Here is a 17,713-nt window from a genome sequence, read left to right as displayed (position 1 = left end):
GCTCTTTTTTAATATTCCGGCTTAGCTCAGTTGGTAGAGCACCTGACTGTTAATCAGGTTGTCGTCAGTTCGAGTCTGACAGCCGGAGTAAGTAGCCTCATTATTATGGAGTGTTGTCCGAGTGGTTGAAGGAGCATGATTGGAAATCATGTATACGGGCATTACCTGTATCGAGAGTTCGAATCTCTCACACTCCGCTAGAGGCTACTAAAAATTTAAGTGTCTGAGTAAAAAAGTTCTTGCATTATTTTTTGAGAACTGGTATATTAATAAACGTGCTCAGATATGAGATCTGACCCGTTGGTCAAGTGGTTAAGACACCGCCCTTTCACGGCGGTAACATGAGTTCAAATCTCGTACGGGTCATGAACGGAGGATTAGCTCAGCTGGGAGAGCATCTGCCTTACAAGCAGGAGGTCACAGGTTCGAACCCTGTATCCTCCATAGTTCGACAGACTACCGTTAGGTAGTCTTTTTTTTCTGTAAAAAATTTATCGAACGTTAATGAAGGTCGGTTAAGGTCCCGAAAGGATTCACTTTTTTGTGAAGATGCCTTGTAACCGAAGAGTATTTTAGGGGGACTCTATGGAAAAGGAAAAGAAATTATTTACTTCAGAATCTGTATCTGAAGGACATCCTGATAAAGTTGCAGATCAGATATCCGATGCTATTCTAGATGCTATATTGGAAAAAGATCCATATGGTCGTGTGGCATGTGAAACTACAGTTACAACAGGTTTAGTATTAGTAGTTGGTGAAATATCAACTTCTGCATACGTCGATATTCAAAGTGTTGTTCGTAAGACGATACTTGAAATTGGATATAATAAACCTGAATTAGGCTTTGATGGAAATAATTGTGCTATCTTGGTTGATATAGATGAACAATCATCAGATATTGCTGGTGGTGTTGACGAGTCATTAGAAGTCAGAGAAAACAATAACGACACTGATGATTTAGACAAAATTGGAGCTGGAGATCAAGGTTTGATGTTTGGCTTTGCAATTAATGAAACACCTGAATTGATGCCGTTACCAATTTCTCTTGCACATAAATTAATGAGAAGAGTTGCTAAATTAAGAAAAGATGGAACGTTGCAATGGCTCCGTCCAGACGCTAAGGCGCAAGTTACTGTTGAATATGATGATAATGATAAGCCCAAACGTGTTGACACAGTGGTAATTTCAACTCAAACTGATGATAAAGTTGAAAATGACGAAATATATAATGCCATGGTTGATATGGTTATTAAACAAGTTATTCCTGAAAAATATTTAGACGATAAAACAAAAATCTTAATCAATCCTTCAGGACGTTTTGTCATCGGTGGACCAAAAGGTGATTCAGGCTTAACTGGTCGAAAGATTATTGTAGATACATATGGTGGCTTTGCTCGCCATGGTGGTGGAGCTTTTTCTGGAAAAGATCTTACCAAGGTTGATAGAAGTGCAAGTTATGCAGCACGTTATGTAGCTAAAAATATTGTTGCTGCAGGTTTAGCAGATAGATGTGAAATTCAATTGGCTTATGCTATTGGTGTCGCTCATCCAGTTTCTATCATGGTCGACACAGCTGGAACAGGCAAAGTTAGTGATGATTTATTGGTTGAAGCAATTAGAAATATTTTTGACTTACGTCCTGCAGGTATTATAAAGATGCTTGATTTAAGAAGACCAATTTATCGTCAAACAGCTGCATATGGCCACTTTGGTAGAACTGACGTAGATTTACCTTGGGAACATACTGATAAAGTTGCTGATTTAAAAGATTACGTATCCAAGCACGCTAACTAAGAGGAAAAAAATGAAAAAAACAAACGTGTCTTTGACCACGCTTGCGATTTTTATGACAACATTTATGACAGCGATTGAAGGGACTATTGTTTCTACAGCAATGCCAACCATTGTGTCCGATCTTAATGGATTGGAGATAATGAACTGGGTTGTATCAATATTTCTTTTGATGACAGCTGTTTCTACACCTTTATATGGAAAACTGGCTGACCGAATTGGAAGAAAGCCAGTTTTTTTAATAGGAATCGTCTTATTTATCGTAGGTTCCTCATTATGTGGTCTTGCTCAAAATATGCTTGAATTAATTTTCTTTAGAATTATTCAAGGATTGGGATCGGGCGCAATTCAACCTGTCGCAGTAACCATAATCGCCGATTTATATTCTTTAGAAAAAAGAGCTAAAATGCTGGGATTGAATTCCGGATTTTGGGGTGTAGCTTCTGTAATTGCTCCATTATTAGGTGGATTTATTGTTCAGCACCTTTCTTGGCATTGGGTATTTTATATTAACGTTCCAATTGGCATAATCGCTTTTATAATAATTTACTTTTTCTTTTTCGAAAAAAAGAGAGTTGTGAAATCAAGTCTTGATGTAAAGGGCGTCTTATCTTTAGTAGTTTTATTATTAGCTTTGATGGTCTTTTTACAAGAATTAGGCGATACAAATTCAATTTGGTTTTTAATAATTCTTGGTATCATCAGCATTATTGCTGCAATTCTTTTTTATAAAAGCGAAAAAGTTGCACAAGATCCTTTGCTTCCTTTAGATATGTTGAAGAATAAAGAATTTTTGGCAATCAATATAATTACTTTATTTGTTTCTGGAGTAGTAATTGGATTTGAATTTTATATTCCTACTTGGATGCAGGGAATTAATGGTACTAATGCATCATTGGCTGGTTTTGCCGTAACGCCGAGTTCTTTAATGTGGATTGTGGGGTCATTTTTGGTTGGCGGTATGCTGGGCAAAATGGGCATCAAACGGACCTATGATTATATGCTTCTTGTTTTGTTATTGGCTGATCTTACTATAATTTTACTTCCGATTAAGACAAGTTTTTGGGTATTTTGCTTAATTGCAGCATTTAATGGAACGGCTTTTGGAATTATAACTACTGCTTCTCAAGTAAGATCTCAGGTATTAGTCAGCGCTGATAAAATTGGTGTTGCAACGAGTTTTAATACTTTAATGAAATATGTTGGACAAACGATGATGGTATCAATATATGGTATAAGTTTTAATCTCGTAATTGCACAAAATCTGAGAAAATATCCGTCATTAACTCAAGAAATGATGAATCAAATCGTCTCATCACAAAAAGCTAAGAATTTAGCTGATAATTTAATACCACAATTACGTGAAGTTTTACTTTCCGGTTTAAAGAGCGTATACATAGTTTCGCTGATTATTATCGTAATTTCATTGATTATAAATCAAACCTATCAAAAAAGATTTAGAAGTTAATTTCTAAATCTTTTTTATATTCTAAGTATTTATAAATTGCTAAAGTTAAAAATAAATAAGAGCACGCTTCTATAAATCCTCCCATTACATCTGAGGGATAGTGGACATGAAGAAAAATTCTAGTATAGCCAATTAAAATCGGAAATGATAAAAGGATAATTATTAAAAGAATTTTCAACCATCTTTTCTTAATTAAATATAAAGTAAAAATAATCAAGACACCACATAAAGCTGCACTTCCAACTGAATGTCCTGATGGGAAACTATATCCGCTGGCATATACTAAATGTTTAACCTGTGGTCGGGGACGTTGAACAATATTTTTTAAAATCAAGTTGCTTAAATTGGCAAGAATCATTACAATAGCTAAAAAGCTAGCCGATAAATTTTTCTTGGCGATTAACAAAATTAAAAATAGGATAACTGTAATGGTTGTAATTGTACTAGTATTACCTAAAACAGTAAACATTTTGGCAAATGCAATATTATGTGGGTTTGTATTGCATATAATTTTAATAAAAAAACTATCGAGGTTATTGATTATAAAACTATGCGTTACAACTAAAGAAATCCAGCTAGCAAATAAGACTAGAAAAATGAGTGCAAGTATAAAAGTGCTTTTATAATTGTGCTTTAAATGATTCAAAAATTTTCACCTCTTGTTTTTTCTACTATTTGTGGTAAATTATAATCATTATAGTTTACTCAGAAAAGATTAGGAAGTAGTAGTAAAATATTTTTCTTTCAGAGAGAAGTCGTCTGCTGCAAGACTTTAGAAAAAATTTATGAACTTGTCCTGTTTAAAAATCTTTCGTATATTTTTGTTCTGCGTTAAAGAACAAGCAAGGGTCACAATAATTGTGAAACTTAGGTGGTACCGCGATAATTCGTCCTATGATTTGAAAAATCATAGGACTTTTTTTGTTGTAGGAGGATTTAAATGTATAATCATAAAACTGTTGAAAAGAAATGGCAAAAATATTGGGCTGAACATGATACTTTTAAAACTGGTACAGATCCAAATAAAAAGAATTACTATGCTTTAGATATGTTTCCATTTCCATCTGGTAAAGGACTTCACGTAGGTCACCCAGAAGGATACACAGCTACTGATATTGTTTCAAGAATGAAAAGAGCACAAGGCTATAATGTGCTTCATCCAATGGGCTGGGATGCATTTGGTCTTCCTACTGAACAATACGCTTTAAAGACTGGCGAAGACCCAGCTAAGGTCACTGAAGAAAATATTGCCAACTTTAAACGTCAATTAAATAAGCTTGGTTTTTCATATGATTGGGATCGTGAAGTGAGAACCAGTGATCCAAATTATTACAAGTGGACTCAATGGGTTTTTGAACAAATGTACAAAAAAGGTCTTGCTTATGAAGCAGAAGTGCCAGTTAACTGGTCACCAGATCTTGGTACTGTGGTTGCCAACGAAGATATCGTTAATGGTAAGACTGAACGTGGTGGCTATCCAGTTTACCGCCGTAACATGAAGCAATGGATGCTTAAGATGACTGCATATGCAGATCGCTTGCTTGAAGATTTGGACGACTTAGATTGGCCAGAACCCGTTAAAGAAATGCAAAGAAACTGGATTGGCCGTTCAGTGGGTGCGCAAGTTACTTTCAAAATTAAAGATAGCGATAAGAGCTTTGATATTTTTACTACACGTCCAGATACTTTATTTGGCTGCTCTTACACTGTTTTAGCGCCTGAAAGCAAGCTTGTCCAAGAGATTACCACTGCTGCACAAAAAGAAGCTGTAGACGCTTATATTAAGGAAATTGAATCTAAGTCAGATCTTGAAAGAACTGATTTGAACAAGAACAAGACCGGTGTGTTTACTGGTGCTTACGCAATTAATCCAGTAAATGGTAAAGAAGTACCAATCTGGATTTCTGACTACGTTTTAGCAAGTTATGGTACTGGTGCAGTAATGGCTGTTCCTGCTCATGATGAACGTGATTATGCTTTTGCTACTAAGTTTGGTTTGCCAATTACCCCAGTAATTGAAGGTGGCAACATTGAAGATCAAGCTTTCACTGGTGATGGCGTTCATATTAATTCTGAATTCTTAAATGGTTTACATAATGAAGATGCTAAAAAGCGTATGATTGATTGGCTTGAAGAACATCATGCTGGTGGACCTAAAATAAATTACAAACTTCGTGACTGGGACTTCAGCCGTCAACGCTACTGGGGTGAACCAATTCCAGTAATTCACTGGGAAGATGGCGAAACTACTTTAGTTCCTGAAGATGAGTTACCACTTCGTTTGCCGCATGCTACTAACATTAAGCCATCTGGTACTCCAGAAAGTCCGCTTGCTAATTTAACTGACTGGGTAAATGTAGTTGATAAAAACGGTCGTAAAGGTAAACGTGAAACTAATACTATGCCTAATTGGGCTGGTTCAAGTTGGTACTACTTACGTTATGTTGATCCACATAATGATAAAGAACTTGCCGATTATGATTTATTGAAGCAATGGCTTCCAGTTGATCTTTATATTGGTGGAGCAGAGCATGCTGTCCGTCACCTTCTTTACGCAAGATTTTGGCACAAGGTTCTTTATGATCTGGGTGTTGTTCCAACTAAGGAACCATTCCAACGTCTTTACAACCAAGGCTTAATCTTGAAGAATCATGAAAAGATGTCTAAGTCAAAGGGTAATGTAGTTAATCCAGATGATGTGATTGATGAATACGGCGCAGATTCTCTTAGAATGTATGAAATGTTCATGGGGCCTCTTGATGCTTCAATTGATTGGGATGATAATGGCCCAGCTTCAACTAAGAAGTTCTTAGATCGTGTATGGCGTATGATGGTTAATGATCTTGATTTGAAGGCAATTCCTCAAGAAAAGATTGTGGATGAAAATGATGGTGAACTAGACAAGGTTTATAACGAAACTGTTAAGACTGTTACTGAAGACTTTGACGCACTTCACTTTAACACTGCAATTAGTCAAATGATGGTCTTTGCCAATGCTGCCCAAAAAGCTAAGACAATTCCACGTGAATATGCTGAAGGCTTTGTAAAACTCTTAGCTCCAGTTGCTCCACATATGATGGAAGAAATTTGGCAAGTATTAGGCCACAATGAATCAATTACTTACGCAAAATGGCCAACCTATGATCCAGCTAAACTTGTTGAATCAACTGTTGAAATTATGGTACAAGTAAATGGTAAGCTTCGTGGTAAATTTGAAGCTGCTAAAGACAGTGCAAAAGATGATTTAGAAAAACAAGCTCTTGCATTATCACATGTTCAAAAATTCTTAGAAGGAAAAGATGTCAAAAAAGTCATCGTTATTCCAAATAAGATTGTTAACATTGTAGCTAAGTAAGTTAAATTTTTCCTAAATAAAATTTATTTAAAACAAATTTGTTCAATTGTGAGTATGATAAATATCAGACTCGTGATTTATATAGGGAAAGTTTATGGAGACTAACACTAAAGAAAATACAACCCAAGATACAATGGTCAAAGGCTCCGCTTGGATGACTTTTGGCTCGATTTTCTCACGAATCTTGGGTGCGATTTATATAATTCCATGGTATGCATGGATGGGAAGTCACGGCAATATTGCTAATGCATTAACCGCAAAAAGTTATAATGTTTACAGTTTGTTTATTATTATTTCTACTGCCGGTATTCCAGGTGCTGTTGCTAAACAAGTGGCTAAATACAATGCTTTAAATGAATATGAAATTGGACGCAAATTATTTAGGCGTGGCTTAATTTTGATGGCAATTTTCGGTATAGTTTGTGCAGCTATTATGTATTATGCCGCTCCAATTTTGGCTACCGATAATATTATGGGTGCTATTGCTCATGGAGTAAAAACGGATGCTCGTGAAGTAGCTGTAATGCGGAGTTTATCTTACGCTGTTTTGCTTATTCCAATTTTGAGTATCATGCGTGGTTATTTCCAAGGGTATGCTGACATGATGCCATCAGCAATGTCTCAATTTATTGAACAACTAGCACGTGTTGTTTGGATGCTTTTAACAGCTTACTTCATTATGCAGGTTCAACATGGTTCATATGTTAAAGCTGTTATTCAATCAAATTTAGCAGCAGCAATTGGGGCTGCTTTTGGTATAGCACTCTTACTGTGGTTTCTTTATTCAAGAAGAGCTAAGCTTAAGTATTTGATGGATAATTCCAATCATGAAATTGAGATCTCTACGGCTGGAATCTTCTTAGAAATAATTAATCAGTCAATTCCATTTATTATCATTGATTCAGGTATTACATTTTTCCAGTTAATTGATCAATATACCTTTCATCCAATGATTGCTATGTTTGTCCATGCAAGTTCAGATCAAATAGAATCTTGGTACGCTTTATTTGGTTTGAATGCTAACAAATTAATTATGATCATTGTATCTTTGGCAACTGCCATGGCTGTTACTGCTATTCCGCTTCTTTCTGGCGCTCATGCTAAAAAGGATTATGAAAGTATATCTAATCAAATTGAGAATACTTTAGAATTGTTTTTATTGGTTATGATCCCGGCTTCATTGGGGATGGCAGCCATTGCTAAGCCAGTTTATACAATCTTCTATGGATTTGATCAATTAGGATCTAACGTCCTGTATTTATCTTCTTTTACAGCTATTAGCTTAGGATCTTTTACTGTTTTAATGGCTATTTTACAAGGTTTATCTGAAAATGGAATGGCAATCAAATATTTGATTTTAGGAATCATTATTAAATTAGCTGTTCAACTACCAATGATTCAGTTGTTCAAAGTTTATGGACCTTTGCTTGCCACTAATATCGGTTTGTTAATTACTGTCTGGCTTTCATTAAAACATTTGCGAGTAAGATATCACTATAATGCCAATCGTACGGGTAGAAGATTTGTTGGTATTGCTGCATTTTCATTATTAATGTTTTTACTAGTAACATTAATTGTTGAGGTAGGAGGCAAGTTTATTGATCCTACTAGGAGAATTACTGCAATGATCTTAGTGGTAATTGCTGTCATCTTCGGTGGCGGATTTTACGCATTTTTAGCTTTGAAAACGAGTTTAGCTCAAAAAATTTTAGGATCGAAAGTAGAAAAGATAGCTCGAAAATTACATATCAGAATATAAAAAAGCTATGAGTGGTGAATGACCATTCATAGTTTTTTTAGATACTTATAAAAGTATGCCCCTGCCAAGGTTTAGTTATTATAACACTATTTTTTAATATACGACTTTATTTTTTTATCAAAATGAGTCATTATAAAAGTATGATGAATAAAAAATATTTAATCGCGTATTTTTCAAAAACGCAAAGCACCGAAAAAATTGCTAAAGAATTAGCTAATATCTTAAATGCTAATTTATTTAGAATTAAAGAAAAAGTTGAATATAAGCCAGAAGATATTAATTGGACGGTAGAAGATTGCCGTGCTAATCGAGAAAATAATGATCCTGATTGTCGCCCAGAGATTCAAGACGATAAGTTGCCAGATGATTTTGATATTTTGCTGTTAGGCTTTCCATTATGGTGGGGAGAACCTCCGAAGGTAATTAGAACTTTTCTTGAAAAAAATGAAGCATTGCTTCAATCAAAAAAGATTGTCATTTTCTGTACTTCTCAAATGACACCTATTTACCAAGCTCAAATGAATCTGAGATATGGATATCCTAAATTTCATTTTATTAGTGGAGCTAAGTTAAACAATTACGGCCCAGAACAAATTAAAGCATGGACCAAAACATTTGATAGATAAAAAAGTCCTTTGCGTCTTAGCAAAGGACTTTTAGTTAAAGAAGAAAGCGTTAAATAACGGGAAATTTTATTTAACTTACATGGGAAGTGGGTTATATAAAGCTGTCCATATAACAGTTGTTATCTAGCTCACACACTTAATATATCATTCCGACTTTGAAAAGTAAAGCAAGAAATACACTAATTATTATTTTCTTTTTTGTAATAATCAAGAGCGTGCATTGCAGACTCATACATTGGATCTGGAACTTGTGACATTAAGTATGTTCCAATTTCATCAGGGTTAGAACTTTCTTTTGGAAATTTATCATCGTGTTTAATTTGTTTTGCGACTTTACCAATTGGTAAGTCGACATCTTCAAATTTTAATAACCATTCATAAAAAGACATATCAAATACCTCGTTTAAAAAATTACTATACATATATTTTATAACTCTAAAAAATTTATTGTTAATAAAATGATTATGAAAAATATTATTAATTATGCACAAGACAATACTAATTCGTTTGATCAAGATAAATTAAATGAGCTAGATAGTGCGATTCTTTGTTTATTAGCTTATTGCAATTTTGAAAAATATCCGAATTTTAAAGTTTTAAAAGATATTTCCGTTGATAATGATGATATTTTGTTTGACTTAACGCATAAAAGTTTAGGCGAAAATTCTTTAAGAGAATTGCTTAAAGTTATATGTAATAATCCTCGTTTTAAAAATATTAAAATCATTGAACCTGTTAATAAAGTTGAAATTAAAACGCAATTGCAATTTTGTGCAGTGACATTTGATTTAGGACGACAGGAATATTACTTATCTTTTCGTGGTACAAGTGCAACCACCGTAGGCTGGAAAGAAAATTTTAATATGTCCTTCAAAAAGGAAGTGCCATCCCAATTTTTTGCAAAAAAATATTTCCACGATATAAAGAAAAAATTTCCAGGAAAATATTTTTTAGGAGGTCATTCTAAAGGCGGAAATTTAGCTTTTTATGTCGGTCTGGCAGTTAGCCAAAATGAATTAGCTAATATTGTGCGAATTGATTGCTTTGATGGACCTGGTTTTTATGATCAGCAGGCGCGTTTTGATAAAAATATCTTGGCGAACTTGGATTTATTTCATAAATTTATTCCAGACAATTCCATTGTTGGACTACTGCAAGATGATCTAATTAATAATGAACAATATTGTAACATTATTAAGGCAGACGCAATTGCCCCATTGCAGCATAGTGTGTTTACTTGGCAAATTGATAATGATAAATTTTTGCTTAGTAAATTAGCTAGTCCTTCGGAAATTTCTTGGCAAGCAATAGAAATATGGCTCAGTGGTTTAGACGATAATGATCGCCAAGACTTTGTAGAAATGATGTATTCAATTATCAATTATTCTGATGACATATATTTGAATCAAATTTTTAATCCCAAGAATACATTTACAATTGCCAATCGTCTTTATCAAGCCCAAAATACGAATTCAGATTTGTGGAAAAAAGTTTTGTCGCAATTTGTGAATGCCTATATTCAAAGTAGCAAGGATTATTTTTCTCAAAAGCAAAAAGCTTTAATTGCTAGTATGCAGATTTTTATAAAAGATCTTTCTATTCAGCAAAGAGCAGGAATTTTAGATAATATTTTAAAAGGGAGTAAAATAAAGTCAGGTAAGTGAGGTTATTAAAATGAAAAAAGAAACGTATTTTACTTTATTGGGCTTTAGAGATCTTTGTTATAATGATTTCAATTTTGATGTTGATGAAAAAAATACTTTTTTAGGTACAGATACTTATAAAAAAATCGAAAAAATTCTTCAGGAAAATCAAGATGAAGAATTGTTAACAAGCTTAGAAGAAGGCAGTCATATTTATCAAGATTATAGTCCTGAATATTTGAGCTTAACAACTAAGCATGAAATTCAGCATGATATCAATGCAGCTAGAGATTTTAAGGATAATTATAATGGCGATAAGGATGATTTTGAATCTAATTATCAAGCATTTTTAGACGATAATTCTTTAAGTTATTCATTTTGTGCTAGTGACAATCTCGATCGAGTTCAAGAAGATTTAAATGATATTGATACTGAAAAAGTCATCGTTTGGCAAAGACGAGACAATGAGTACATTCTTTTGCCCCACAGCATTCGTAGCTTAGAAAGAATTAAAGAGAAGCTCTCTTCGGTTACTATGCAAAAGGATAAAGAAATCCGTCATGCGATGGAGAAACTTTATGATAATTTGGAGGAATTTCTTAAGCCATTTAGTAAAGATGAATATGGCAAATATGAAAAGGACTTGCCTGAAAAGTTAAAAGATGAAATGGAACATTTTACTTTAAGTATTCAAAATGAAGCCCGCGATGAGGCTTCAACTAAGCTAGCAGAGTTTGCGCTGGAAACAGCTAAAAAAGCTAATAATGATTAAATAAAAGGCCGTCCCGGAGTTTTTCCTCTGGAGCGGCCTTTTTTTGTTGCACAAAAGTTGCATTTATAAAAATAAATGCTGATACACCAACGTATATCAGCCAATGTAGGTGCCCTGAACAGGCGTGAATTATGATTTTATGCTGTTTTATAGATTTTTGAGCTAAGCAAAATAAGCAATTTAAAATTATTTGATCTTATGCTTTTTTGATGTTTCGCCAATTTTTTCGCCAATTGTCAAAAAGTTGTCTAATTGGGTTTCGATTAAATCATCACTCTTTATTTTATCTTCTTCAACAAGGTAAGCATAGGTTTTTAGCGTTGTTGTTAAATTTTCGTGCCCTAGACGCTTGCTGATCGAGTACCAGTCTATTCCGTCATGATGCAGTAATGCAACGTGACAGTGCCTTAAACTGTGAAAATGGAAGTCGCCTAAATTGTAGTCTAGATCTTTGATAATCTTTTTTAACGGGTGTTTTACGCCATTGGAATAGGGAACCTTATAAGGATTATTCTTTTCAGCAAAAACTAAATTACTACCGTTAACTTTTAATTCGCTTAGAACTGATATTAGGTTATGACTAACTCTAATAGTTCTGTATGAGGACTCATTTTTTAACGTTTTAAAAATATGTTCCTTGTCAGTTGCTAAATGGTTATATGCTCTATCTATTTTGAATGTTCTATTTTCAACGTCAATTCTGTCCCATGTTAAGCCGCAGATTTCAGCTAATCTCATTCCAGTAAGTATTGCGGTTATTATGATGTAAAAGCTGGGGTAGTAAGGTTTTCTACGTTCTAAAGCCAGATTTAAAATATTTTCAATCTGTTCAACATTAGGGTAGATGACAACTAATTTTTTCTTCTTATTGCCCGTTGCCTGTGAGCCTAGCGAAAAATTAACTCTTATCAAGCCGTCAGCTACAGCACTATCAAGACAGCTTTTAATTAATCCTTTTGTCTTGTTGACGCTTGAGGGGGCATGATCTTTTGAGTATTCATTTAAGAACTCTTGATAATTTGATCGTGTGATCTTGTTTAAAGGCTTGGAGCCAAAATAAGACTCTAAGTGAGATGCGGTTACGATATAACGGTTCTTAGTAACTTCGGTTATGTGCGTAAAACGATATATTCTAGCCCATTGCATGAAGTAATCAGGAAAAGTAGGTATTTTCTGCTCAACCAATTCTCCAGAATTAGCCTTAGCTAGAAACTTATTAGCCCACATAGATGCCTCACGCTTGGTTTTAAATCCTTGCTTGTATTTGCGTCTATAAACAGTTTTTTTGTTTAAATGTTCAACCCAGTTGACTCTTACACCCCAGAAACCGTTTTTTCGAACGAATTGTGGCATTAAAAAACACTCCTTAAAACGTACGTTCTTAACAACTGTACAATTAAAGCCAGCTTTTAAACTGGCTTTTTTCTATTTAATAAAACTTGTATGTTAAGTAATTGCTCAAGCGTGAGTGACCAATTGCTTTATCGCTACTTGTGTAAAAGGCTAAGTAGATACCACGCTTTTGATCTTCGGGCTGAATGTCCATTCCTGAAGTAGTCATTGAACGCAATATTAAGTTTGAAACAGAATTGCCGACCTTAGTCTTAGCATCATCATCTAAGTTCATAAAGCTTTCATCAACATATACATGAGCTTGTGTGTTGCTCTTAATTTCAATCTTTTCAATGTAAGTGGAGTAATCGTAATTGTGATCGCCGTTGTTAGCATCATCTTGATTACCTTTTAAGTCCTTGACCAATTGCTCGTTAGCTTTCTTGATGTCCTCATTATCTTCGCTAGAGCTAGATTGTTGCGAAGATTGGTAGCTGCTACTATCCTTGTTTGAGTTGTTATTTGAACCGGACGGGAAGAACATAGTTATTAGCAAGAATATGAATGATACAACTGCAACAATTACAAGGATTATTGCATTCCTTCGAGTCATCTTGGTTTCTTTGCCTGCCTTAACGTTCTTGTACGCATAATACACTGGCATAAAAGTAAACACGGCTATGAATGCAAAAATCACAATTAACACGGTTTTCATTTTTTACCTCCTCCAGCTTTTAAAGTCGTTCAGTATTGGACTTCGTTAAAATATCAAATCGTTGTTACTTTCAAATTTTCTAGCAACATCGTCATGTAATCTCTCTGGAATCCCGAACTGTTGCATAAACTCACCAGGTTCTTCACAAGTATAACCGTGAGAAGAAGCGTAATTCCATATTAGGTTCAAACCATATAAATCAGCCTGGTGCTCTTTAAAGGCGTCGTCATCGCGATTAATTGCATCGTGTGGCTGAGATTGTGTGTCATAGTACATAACACCTTTGTCGCCGTTTATATAATGTCCGAGCTCGTGAGCAGCCATAAATGGAATTTCTGAGTCATTCCACCAATTAGTGTTAACGATAATTAGTCTATCTTTGGGGAGGTATCTTGAACGAAAATGATTATCGTTGAGGTAACAAAGTTCAACACCTAAATTATGTCGCCATATCAAGTTGCAAATATAATTTAATAAATCATTATTGTACATAGCTATTACTCGTAGTGAGTGTCACCACTTTTATGTCTTTCAAGAATTGCTTTGATAATATCCATATCTTCATCAGATACAGGACGGCCACCATAGTTAAGCACTACTGGGTCGGTTTCTAAATCTACAGCTTTTTTATCTCTGTCGTTGCTCTGTCCTGTTAAGTAATCAGTTGATACTCCATACAGTTGTGCTATTGCTGTTAAATTCTCTAAGTCAGGCTCACGGGTTCCGTATTCCCAGTTAGCATATCGCTGAACACTTAATCCAAGTTTTTTTGCAACTGTGGTTTTGCTCCAATTATGTTCTTCACGTAATGCAAGTAATCGGTTGCTAAATTCGCTCAATTTAAGCACCTCCATCGCTAGTTGTTAAACTTATTGTAAAACATTTAAACTGTAAATGTATAAAATTAAAAAATAAGTTTAAAAATGTGTTGTATTTTAAACGAAATGTGTTATTATAATTATGTAAGTTAATTAAACAAAACGTTTAAAAAGGCGGTGAAAAGATGGCAAATGTTACCAAAATAGATGCCAATTTGATTTTAGAGAAGTATTTAGATGAACACGGTATTTCTAAAACATTTGTTGCTAACAAGGTGGGGATTAGTCCTCAAGCTCTTAATAGAAGATTGCGGGTTAACACAGCGTTTGATGCAGATTTTGCATTTAAAGTTGCTAAGGTTTTAGGAATTAGTCCAACTATTTTTTTATCATCAAGTTACACAAAAAGTTTAAAAGATGCTAAGTAGGTGATTAAAATGCCTGATCTAATTAATAAAGATGCTCTCATAGTTATCTTTAAGCCTATTATCAAAGCTTTATTTGATAAGGAAAAAGAAGAAGCAGAGGGCGCAACAATCAATATTGATGAGTTCCGCAAAAAGTACTGCGGAGGTAAAGGTCAAGAGTGGGTTAGAGTATTCATCTTTGATGAGTTCCCGGAGATTGATGTTAAAAACGGCGGTTTTGTAGTAAATCCACGAGGTGGCAAAAAAACAATCATTTTTAGAAAAGACGCTAAAAAGTGGATTGAAGAAAACTACCACCGAATAGATTGGAATGCAAGCTTACAAGAATTTGAGGTTTAAACATGAAGAAAAGCAAATTAGGTTGGCTCGAAAAATCATTCATTATTGAAATGGTAGGTACTGGGATTTTCTTAAACATGTACTTCGGATATTTGATATTTAGCGCAATTTTAGGGAGGTAAAATTTATGAAAAAGGACAAAACAATTTTGAACGACTTGAATAGTTTAGTTATTTTTGCTGCACCAACAGATCAACTTGATTTAGACGGATTGGAAGACCTAAATGATTTAGAACACCGAACCGCTGCTATATCAGCTTATCTATATAAACTTATGCTAGATATGGGACTCGATGCAGAAAAGATATTTAGAAGAGCTTGGCTAACCGATCAAATTAAAGAAACAGACATCATTACTTATAAGATCTTAGAAAACGTTATTGACGCAATATCAGAAGATTTTGTTGGAGAAGATAAAAATGAAAAAGATAATTAACCTATTACTCGGTATCAAGCACCAAAACGAACATGAGGAAGTAACTTTTAACAAAGTGTTTCATTCAAATGCTTTTTACAAATATCAAAAAAAGACCACTGTTAGTAGCAACTAACAACGGTCTAGAAAATAAAAATAACAAATAAATTTATCAGAGGTAATTATATCATTATGGACTACGCACCACAATATGCACCATTTCAGATGCAAGAAATTAAAAGACAACGGAATCAAGATAATTTTGAAAAAATAAAAAGATCAGATCCCAAAGCAATTGTAATTAATATTCCACCATATCAAGCAATTATTAGCCAGTATGGCGATGAGTTCGATTATGGGTTTACGTCAGTTAATCAATTCCTTAAGTGGCGCATTAATCAACTTGGATCACTAGACAATTTAGCCCAAGAGATGGGTTATGGATCTAGTGAAAGAGTTGACTTCATTACCGATTTAACAAATTACGGCGACGATTTAGAGCGGTTTGTCATTGACTGCTACAACGCTGATAGAATTGAGGACTTATAAAGATGGGAAAAACTAACAATGAATTAATTACTTTTGAAAATACTGATTACAAATTAGAAATCACGCCAGCACAGGTTAATTTTAAGGGTTATCAAGACTTAAAAGATCGAATGATTAAAGAAGCTGGTGGCTGGGATAAGCACGTAGTAACGGCAGACTCTTATAGTGCGGATAAAAAGACCAGAGCTGAACTTAACCGATTTAAAAAAGAACTTGATAAAAGGCGTCTTGAAATTGTTCGTAAAGCTAGCGAACCGATAGATAAATTTAATGCTGAACTTAAAGACTTAGCTGGGATTGCAAAAAATGCTGCAGATCATATTGGCGAAGGTCTTAAGTATTTTGACGATAAAGCACGTCAAGATAAGCATCAGCAAAATTTAAGATTGCTAGGCGATATTGCCAAAGAATACGGTGTGTCACTCCAAAAATTAGATTATCAAGATAAATGGGACAACAAGTCTACTGGGTGGTCATCAATCGAAGGAGATGCACGTAAACAATTCGAGGTCATTAAATCCGATGAGGATATAAGACACGAAAACATCAAAGTTATTCAAGAAAGAGCTGAAGGTTTTACTAATCCAACCATGTCAGCAGCTCCCTATATTGAATTGCTTGATAATTTAACTTTATCCACTATTTTAGCTGAAATGGATAATGACCACGAACAACTACAACTAGTCAAGCAAAATAAAGTACGCTCAGAGGCTCAAAAAAAGGCTATGAATAATGTTGAACTTCAAGGGAACAAGTTTATTAATGCAGAAACTGGCGAGGTTGTCGATGAAGTTTATAGCATGACGCTTAAATTCAAGTGTACTGAAAAGCAATTTGTTGCTTTGTCTGAATACATTAAGGAACAAGGTTTAATCTGCGAAAAAGTGAGCGAATAATCATGGAGATTTATGGAAAAGAAGAAGACCGCGCAAGTTGGGCACTACACTATGCGCAAGTTAAAGCTAACGTTGACCAGCCTCAGAGAAAACACACTGTAACCGTTTCAGGGAAAACAAAGCAAGGAAAGCCATATAGCTATGATTATAAGTACGCTGATTTAGCTGACGTTGATAAGGCGATCATGGACGGCATTAAAAAAGTCACGAACAAAGAGGGAAATGTCGTTTTTAGTTATTTCTTCGATATCAACGCAGAAGGTAACAACGTCACCGTGCAGACAGTTTTAATTGATATTACAGGATTTACGGTCAAAACAAATAAAGTTTCTTTTCAAAATAATAAAGCCTACGATGCCCAGGCTACTGCTAGCTTAATCAGCTATGCTAAGCGTTATTCACTAAGCGGAGCTTTTGGAATTGCAGCAGATGACGATGACGATGCCCGGGATCAAAAAGTTATAGAAGAACCCAAGGTTTTAACTAAACAAGAGCTTGAAGATTACAAGGTCTACTACAACGGCATACAAGCTAATTTGTTTGATTTATACCAGGAAGCTAAAGACGGGGTTAAAGATGCGCAGGCTTGGTTTAAAGAGCCTCATACTCCTCAAGATGCGCAAGCTGCTCATCAAGTAGCAGAGATCTTTAAACGTGAAGAAAAAAAGAAAAGGCAAGAAGAGGAAAAAAACAAGCAAAAAGACTTAGAACAAGCGGCAAAAAAAGTGACTGAAGATCCTTTTAAAGACAAAAAGGTAGATAAGTCACTTCCTAAAGATATAGAGAATTTATTTGAGGCGAATTAAT

At 34.5% G+C, this 17,713-nt stretch carries 19 protein-coding genes, 4 tRNA genes, 1 riboswitch and 1 other annotated feature; of the genes, 17 read left to right on the top strand and 6 right to left on the bottom strand.

Annotated elements, in window-relative coordinates; genetic code table 11:
* Positions 1 to 15: 15 nt before the first annotated feature.
* The 6 genes from BN55_RS05725 to BN55_RS05700 all read left to right on the top strand — a co-directional run bounded on the left by BN55_RS05725 (position 16) and on the right by BN55_RS05700 (position 3,259).
* A tRNA-Asn gene (locus BN55_RS05725) sits at positions 16 to 88 on the top strand.
* Positions 89 to 107: 19 nt separating this feature from the next.
* Positions 108 to 197, top strand: a tRNA-Ser gene (locus tag BN55_RS05720).
* Between the two features lie 97 nt (positions 198 to 294).
* Positions 295 to 366, top strand: a tRNA-Glu gene (locus BN55_RS05715).
* A 5-nt stretch (positions 367 to 371) separates the two neighbouring features.
* Positions 372 to 444 (top strand) — tRNA-Val (locus BN55_RS05710).
* A gap of 66 nt (positions 445 to 510) precedes the next feature.
* Positions 511 to 588: riboswitch (SMK box riboswitch) on the top strand.
* The gene (gene metK, locus BN55_RS05705; RefSeq protein WP_008470997.1) at positions 586 to 1,794 is read left to right on the top strand and encodes a methionine adenosyltransferase; all 1,209 of its coding nucleotides are present in this window, start codon (positions 586 to 588) and stop codon (positions 1,792 to 1,794) included. (Overlaps the previous riboswitch by 3 nt.)
* A 10-nt stretch (positions 1,795 to 1,804) precedes the next feature.
* Positions 1,805 to 3,259 carry an MDR family MFS transporter gene (locus tag BN55_RS05700; RefSeq protein WP_008470996.1) on the top strand — a complete coding sequence of 485 codons (1,455 nt, stop codon included), beginning with the start codon at positions 1,805 to 1,807 and terminating at the stop codon, positions 3,257 to 3,259.
* On the opposite strand, the gene BN55_RS05695 is transcribed toward BN55_RS05700, so the two are convergent.
* Positions 3,249 to 3,905, bottom strand: a complete 657-nt coding sequence (locus BN55_RS05695) for a phosphatase PAP2 family protein (RefSeq protein ID WP_008470994.1) — start codon at positions 3,903 to 3,905, stop codon at positions 3,249 to 3,251. The two genes, BN55_RS05700 and BN55_RS05695, sit on opposite strands and share 11 nt — an antisense overlap.
* A gap of 63 nt (positions 3,906 to 3,968) precedes the next feature.
* Positions 3,969 to 4,157, top strand: a binding site (T-box leader).
* 42 nt (positions 4,158 to 4,199) lie between these two features.
* On the opposite strand from BN55_RS05695, the gene leuS reads away from it, so the two are divergent.
* The 3 genes from leuS to BN55_RS05680 all read left to right on the top strand — a co-directional run bounded on the left by leuS (position 4,200) and on the right by BN55_RS05680 (position 8,999).
* A complete protein-coding gene (gene leuS, locus BN55_RS05690) occupies positions 4,200 to 6,614 on the top strand; it encodes a leucine--tRNA ligase (protein ID WP_008470992.1) in 2,415 nt (804 codons plus the stop codon).
* 94 nt (positions 6,615 to 6,708) lie between these two features.
* Complete coding sequence (locus tag BN55_RS05685; protein WP_008470991.1) at positions 6,709 to 8,373, top strand: putative polysaccharide biosynthesis protein; 1,665 nt, start codon at positions 6,709 to 6,711, stop codon at positions 8,371 to 8,373.
* Between the two features lie 140 nt (positions 8,374 to 8,513).
* Entirely contained in the window at positions 8,514 to 8,999 is a 486-nt protein-coding gene (locus BN55_RS05680; RefSeq protein ID WP_008470990.1) for a flavodoxin, read from the top strand.
* Between the two features lie 179 nt (positions 9,000 to 9,178).
* Here the strand turns inward: BN55_RS05680 and BN55_RS05675 are convergent, their stop codons facing one another.
* The gene (locus BN55_RS05675; RefSeq protein ID WP_008470989.1) at positions 9,179 to 9,388 is read right to left on the bottom strand and encodes a YozE family protein; all 210 of its coding nucleotides are present in this window, start codon (positions 9,386 to 9,388) and stop codon (positions 9,179 to 9,181) included.
* 75 nt (positions 9,389 to 9,463) lie between these two features.
* On the opposite strand from BN55_RS05675, the gene BN55_RS05670 reads away from it, so the two are divergent.
* Together BN55_RS05670 and BN55_RS05665 are read left to right on the top strand one after the other, a co-directional pair.
* Positions 9,464 to 10,663 carry an Mbeg1-like protein gene (locus BN55_RS05670; protein WP_008470988.1) on the top strand — a complete coding sequence of 400 codons (1,200 nt, stop codon included), beginning with the start codon at positions 9,464 to 9,466 and terminating at the stop codon, positions 10,661 to 10,663.
* 10 nt (positions 10,664 to 10,673) lie between these two features.
* Entirely contained in the window at positions 10,674 to 11,414 is a 741-nt protein-coding gene (locus BN55_RS05665) for a hypothetical protein (RefSeq protein ID WP_008470987.1), read from the top strand.
* Between the two features lie 186 nt (positions 11,415 to 11,600).
* Here the strand turns inward: BN55_RS05665 and BN55_RS05660 are convergent, their stop codons facing one another.
* The 4 genes from BN55_RS05660 to BN55_RS05645 form a co-directional block, all read right to left on the bottom strand.
* A complete protein-coding gene (locus BN55_RS05660) occupies positions 11,601 to 12,767 on the bottom strand; it encodes a site-specific integrase (RefSeq protein WP_008470986.1) in 1,167 nt (388 codons plus the stop codon).
* 76 nt (positions 12,768 to 12,843) lie between these two features.
* A complete protein-coding gene (locus BN55_RS05655) occupies positions 12,844 to 13,461 on the bottom strand; it encodes a hypothetical protein (RefSeq protein ID WP_008470984.1) in 618 nt (205 codons plus the stop codon).
* Between the two features lie 45 nt (positions 13,462 to 13,506).
* The gene (locus tag BN55_RS05650; protein ID WP_236699152.1) at positions 13,507 to 13,917 is read right to left on the bottom strand and encodes a M48 family metalloprotease; all 411 of its coding nucleotides are present in this window, start codon (positions 13,915 to 13,917) and stop codon (positions 13,507 to 13,509) included.
* 41 nt (positions 13,918 to 13,958) lie between these two features.
* Positions 13,959 to 14,309: a helix-turn-helix domain-containing protein gene (locus tag BN55_RS05645; RefSeq protein WP_455565152.1), complete on the bottom strand. Its 351-nt coding sequence runs from the start codon at positions 14,307 to 14,309 to the stop codon at positions 13,959 to 13,961.
* 155 nt (positions 14,310 to 14,464) lie between these two features.
* Here BN55_RS05645 and BN55_RS05640 point away from each other — a divergent pair, with 155 nt between their 5' ends.
* The 6 genes from BN55_RS05640 to BN55_RS05615 all read left to right on the top strand — a co-directional run bounded on the left by BN55_RS05640 (position 14,465) and on the right by BN55_RS05615 (position 17,712).
* On the top strand, positions 14,465 to 14,707 hold the full coding sequence (locus BN55_RS05640; RefSeq protein WP_008470981.1) for a helix-turn-helix transcriptional regulator: 243 nt from the start codon (positions 14,465 to 14,467) through the stop codon (positions 14,705 to 14,707).
* A 9-nt stretch (positions 14,708 to 14,716) separates the two neighbouring features.
* Positions 14,717 to 15,046, top strand: coding sequence for a DUF771 domain-containing protein (locus tag BN55_RS05635; RefSeq protein WP_008470980.1), 330 nt, complete (start codon positions 14,717 to 14,719; stop codon positions 15,044 to 15,046).
* Positions 15,047 to 15,173: 127 nt separating this feature from the next.
* Positions 15,174 to 15,482, top strand: a complete 309-nt coding sequence (locus BN55_RS05630; RefSeq protein ID WP_008470979.1) for a hypothetical protein — start codon at positions 15,174 to 15,176, stop codon at positions 15,480 to 15,482.
* A gap of 171 nt (positions 15,483 to 15,653) precedes the next feature.
* Positions 15,654 to 16,010, top strand: a complete 357-nt coding sequence (locus BN55_RS05625) for a hypothetical protein (RefSeq protein ID WP_008470977.1) — start codon at positions 15,654 to 15,656, stop codon at positions 16,008 to 16,010.
* Between the two features lie 2 nt (positions 16,011 to 16,012).
* On the top strand, positions 16,013 to 16,906 hold the full coding sequence (locus BN55_RS05620) for a DUF1351 domain-containing protein (protein ID WP_008470976.1): 894 nt from the start codon (positions 16,013 to 16,015) through the stop codon (positions 16,904 to 16,906).
* 2 nt (positions 16,907 to 16,908) lie between these two features.
* Positions 16,909 to 17,712, top strand: a complete 804-nt coding sequence (locus tag BN55_RS05615; RefSeq protein ID WP_008470975.1) for an ERF family protein — start codon at positions 16,909 to 16,911, stop codon at positions 17,710 to 17,712.
* Position 17,713 lies beyond the last annotated feature (1 nt).

It is taken from the genome of Lactobacillus hominis DSM 23910 = CRBIP 24.179 (assembly GCF_000296835.1).
In the GTDB taxonomy this organism is placed as follows: domain Bacteria; phylum Bacillota; class Bacilli; order Lactobacillales; family Lactobacillaceae; genus Lactobacillus; species Lactobacillus hominis.
This window is presented reverse-complemented; position numbering and strand designations above follow the sequence as displayed.

Excerpts from the sequence above, each read along its gene's own strand:
- BN55_RS05640 (WP_008470981.1), top strand. The coding sequence starts at position 14,465 with ATGGCAAATGTTACCAAAATAGATGCCAATTTGATTTTAGAGAAGTAT.
- leuS (WP_008470992.1), top strand. The coding sequence starts at position 4,200 with ATGTATAATCATAAAACTGTTGAAAAGAAATGGCAAAAATATTGGGCT.
- BN55_RS05665 (WP_008470987.1), top strand. The coding sequence starts at position 10,674 with ATGAAAAAAGAAACGTATTTTACTTTATTGGGCTTTAGAGATCTTTGT.
- BN55_RS05615 (WP_008470975.1), top strand. The coding sequence starts at position 16,909 with ATGGAGATTTATGGAAAAGAAGAAGACCGCGCAAGTTGGGCACTACAC.
- metK (WP_008470997.1), top strand. The coding sequence starts at position 586 with ATGGAAAAGGAAAAGAAATTATTTACTTCAGAATCTGTATCTGAAGGA.
- BN55_RS05680 (WP_008470990.1), top strand. The coding sequence starts at position 8,514 with ATGATGAATAAAAAATATTTAATCGCGTATTTTTCAAAAACGCAAAGC.
- BN55_RS05620 (WP_008470976.1), top strand. The coding sequence starts at position 16,013 with ATGGGAAAAACTAACAATGAATTAATTACTTTTGAAAATACTGATTAC.
- BN55_RS05635 (WP_008470980.1), top strand. The coding sequence starts at position 14,717 with ATGCCTGATCTAATTAATAAAGATGCTCTCATAGTTATCTTTAAGCCT.
- BN55_RS05675 (WP_008470989.1), bottom strand. The coding sequence starts at position 9,388 with ATGTCTTTTTATGAATGGTTATTAAAATTTGAAGATGTCGACTTACCA.
- BN55_RS05670 (WP_008470988.1), top strand. The coding sequence starts at position 9,464 with ATGAAAAATATTATTAATTATGCACAAGACAATACTAATTCGTTTGAT.
- BN55_RS05630 (WP_008470979.1), top strand. The coding sequence starts at position 15,174 with ATGAAAAAGGACAAAACAATTTTGAACGACTTGAATAGTTTAGTTATT.
- BN55_RS05685 (WP_008470991.1), top strand. The coding sequence starts at position 6,709 with ATGGAGACTAACACTAAAGAAAATACAACCCAAGATACAATGGTCAAA.
- BN55_RS05700 (WP_008470996.1), top strand. The coding sequence starts at position 1,805 with ATGAAAAAAACAAACGTGTCTTTGACCACGCTTGCGATTTTTATGACA.
- BN55_RS05660 (WP_008470986.1), bottom strand. The coding sequence starts at position 12,767 with ATGCCACAATTCGTTCGAAAAAACGGTTTCTGGGGTGTAAGAGTCAAC.
- BN55_RS05625 (WP_008470977.1), top strand. The coding sequence starts at position 15,654 with ATGGACTACGCACCACAATATGCACCATTTCAGATGCAAGAAATTAAA.
- BN55_RS05655 (WP_008470984.1), bottom strand. The coding sequence starts at position 13,461 with ATGAAAACCGTGTTAATTGTGATTTTTGCATTCATAGCCGTGTTTACT.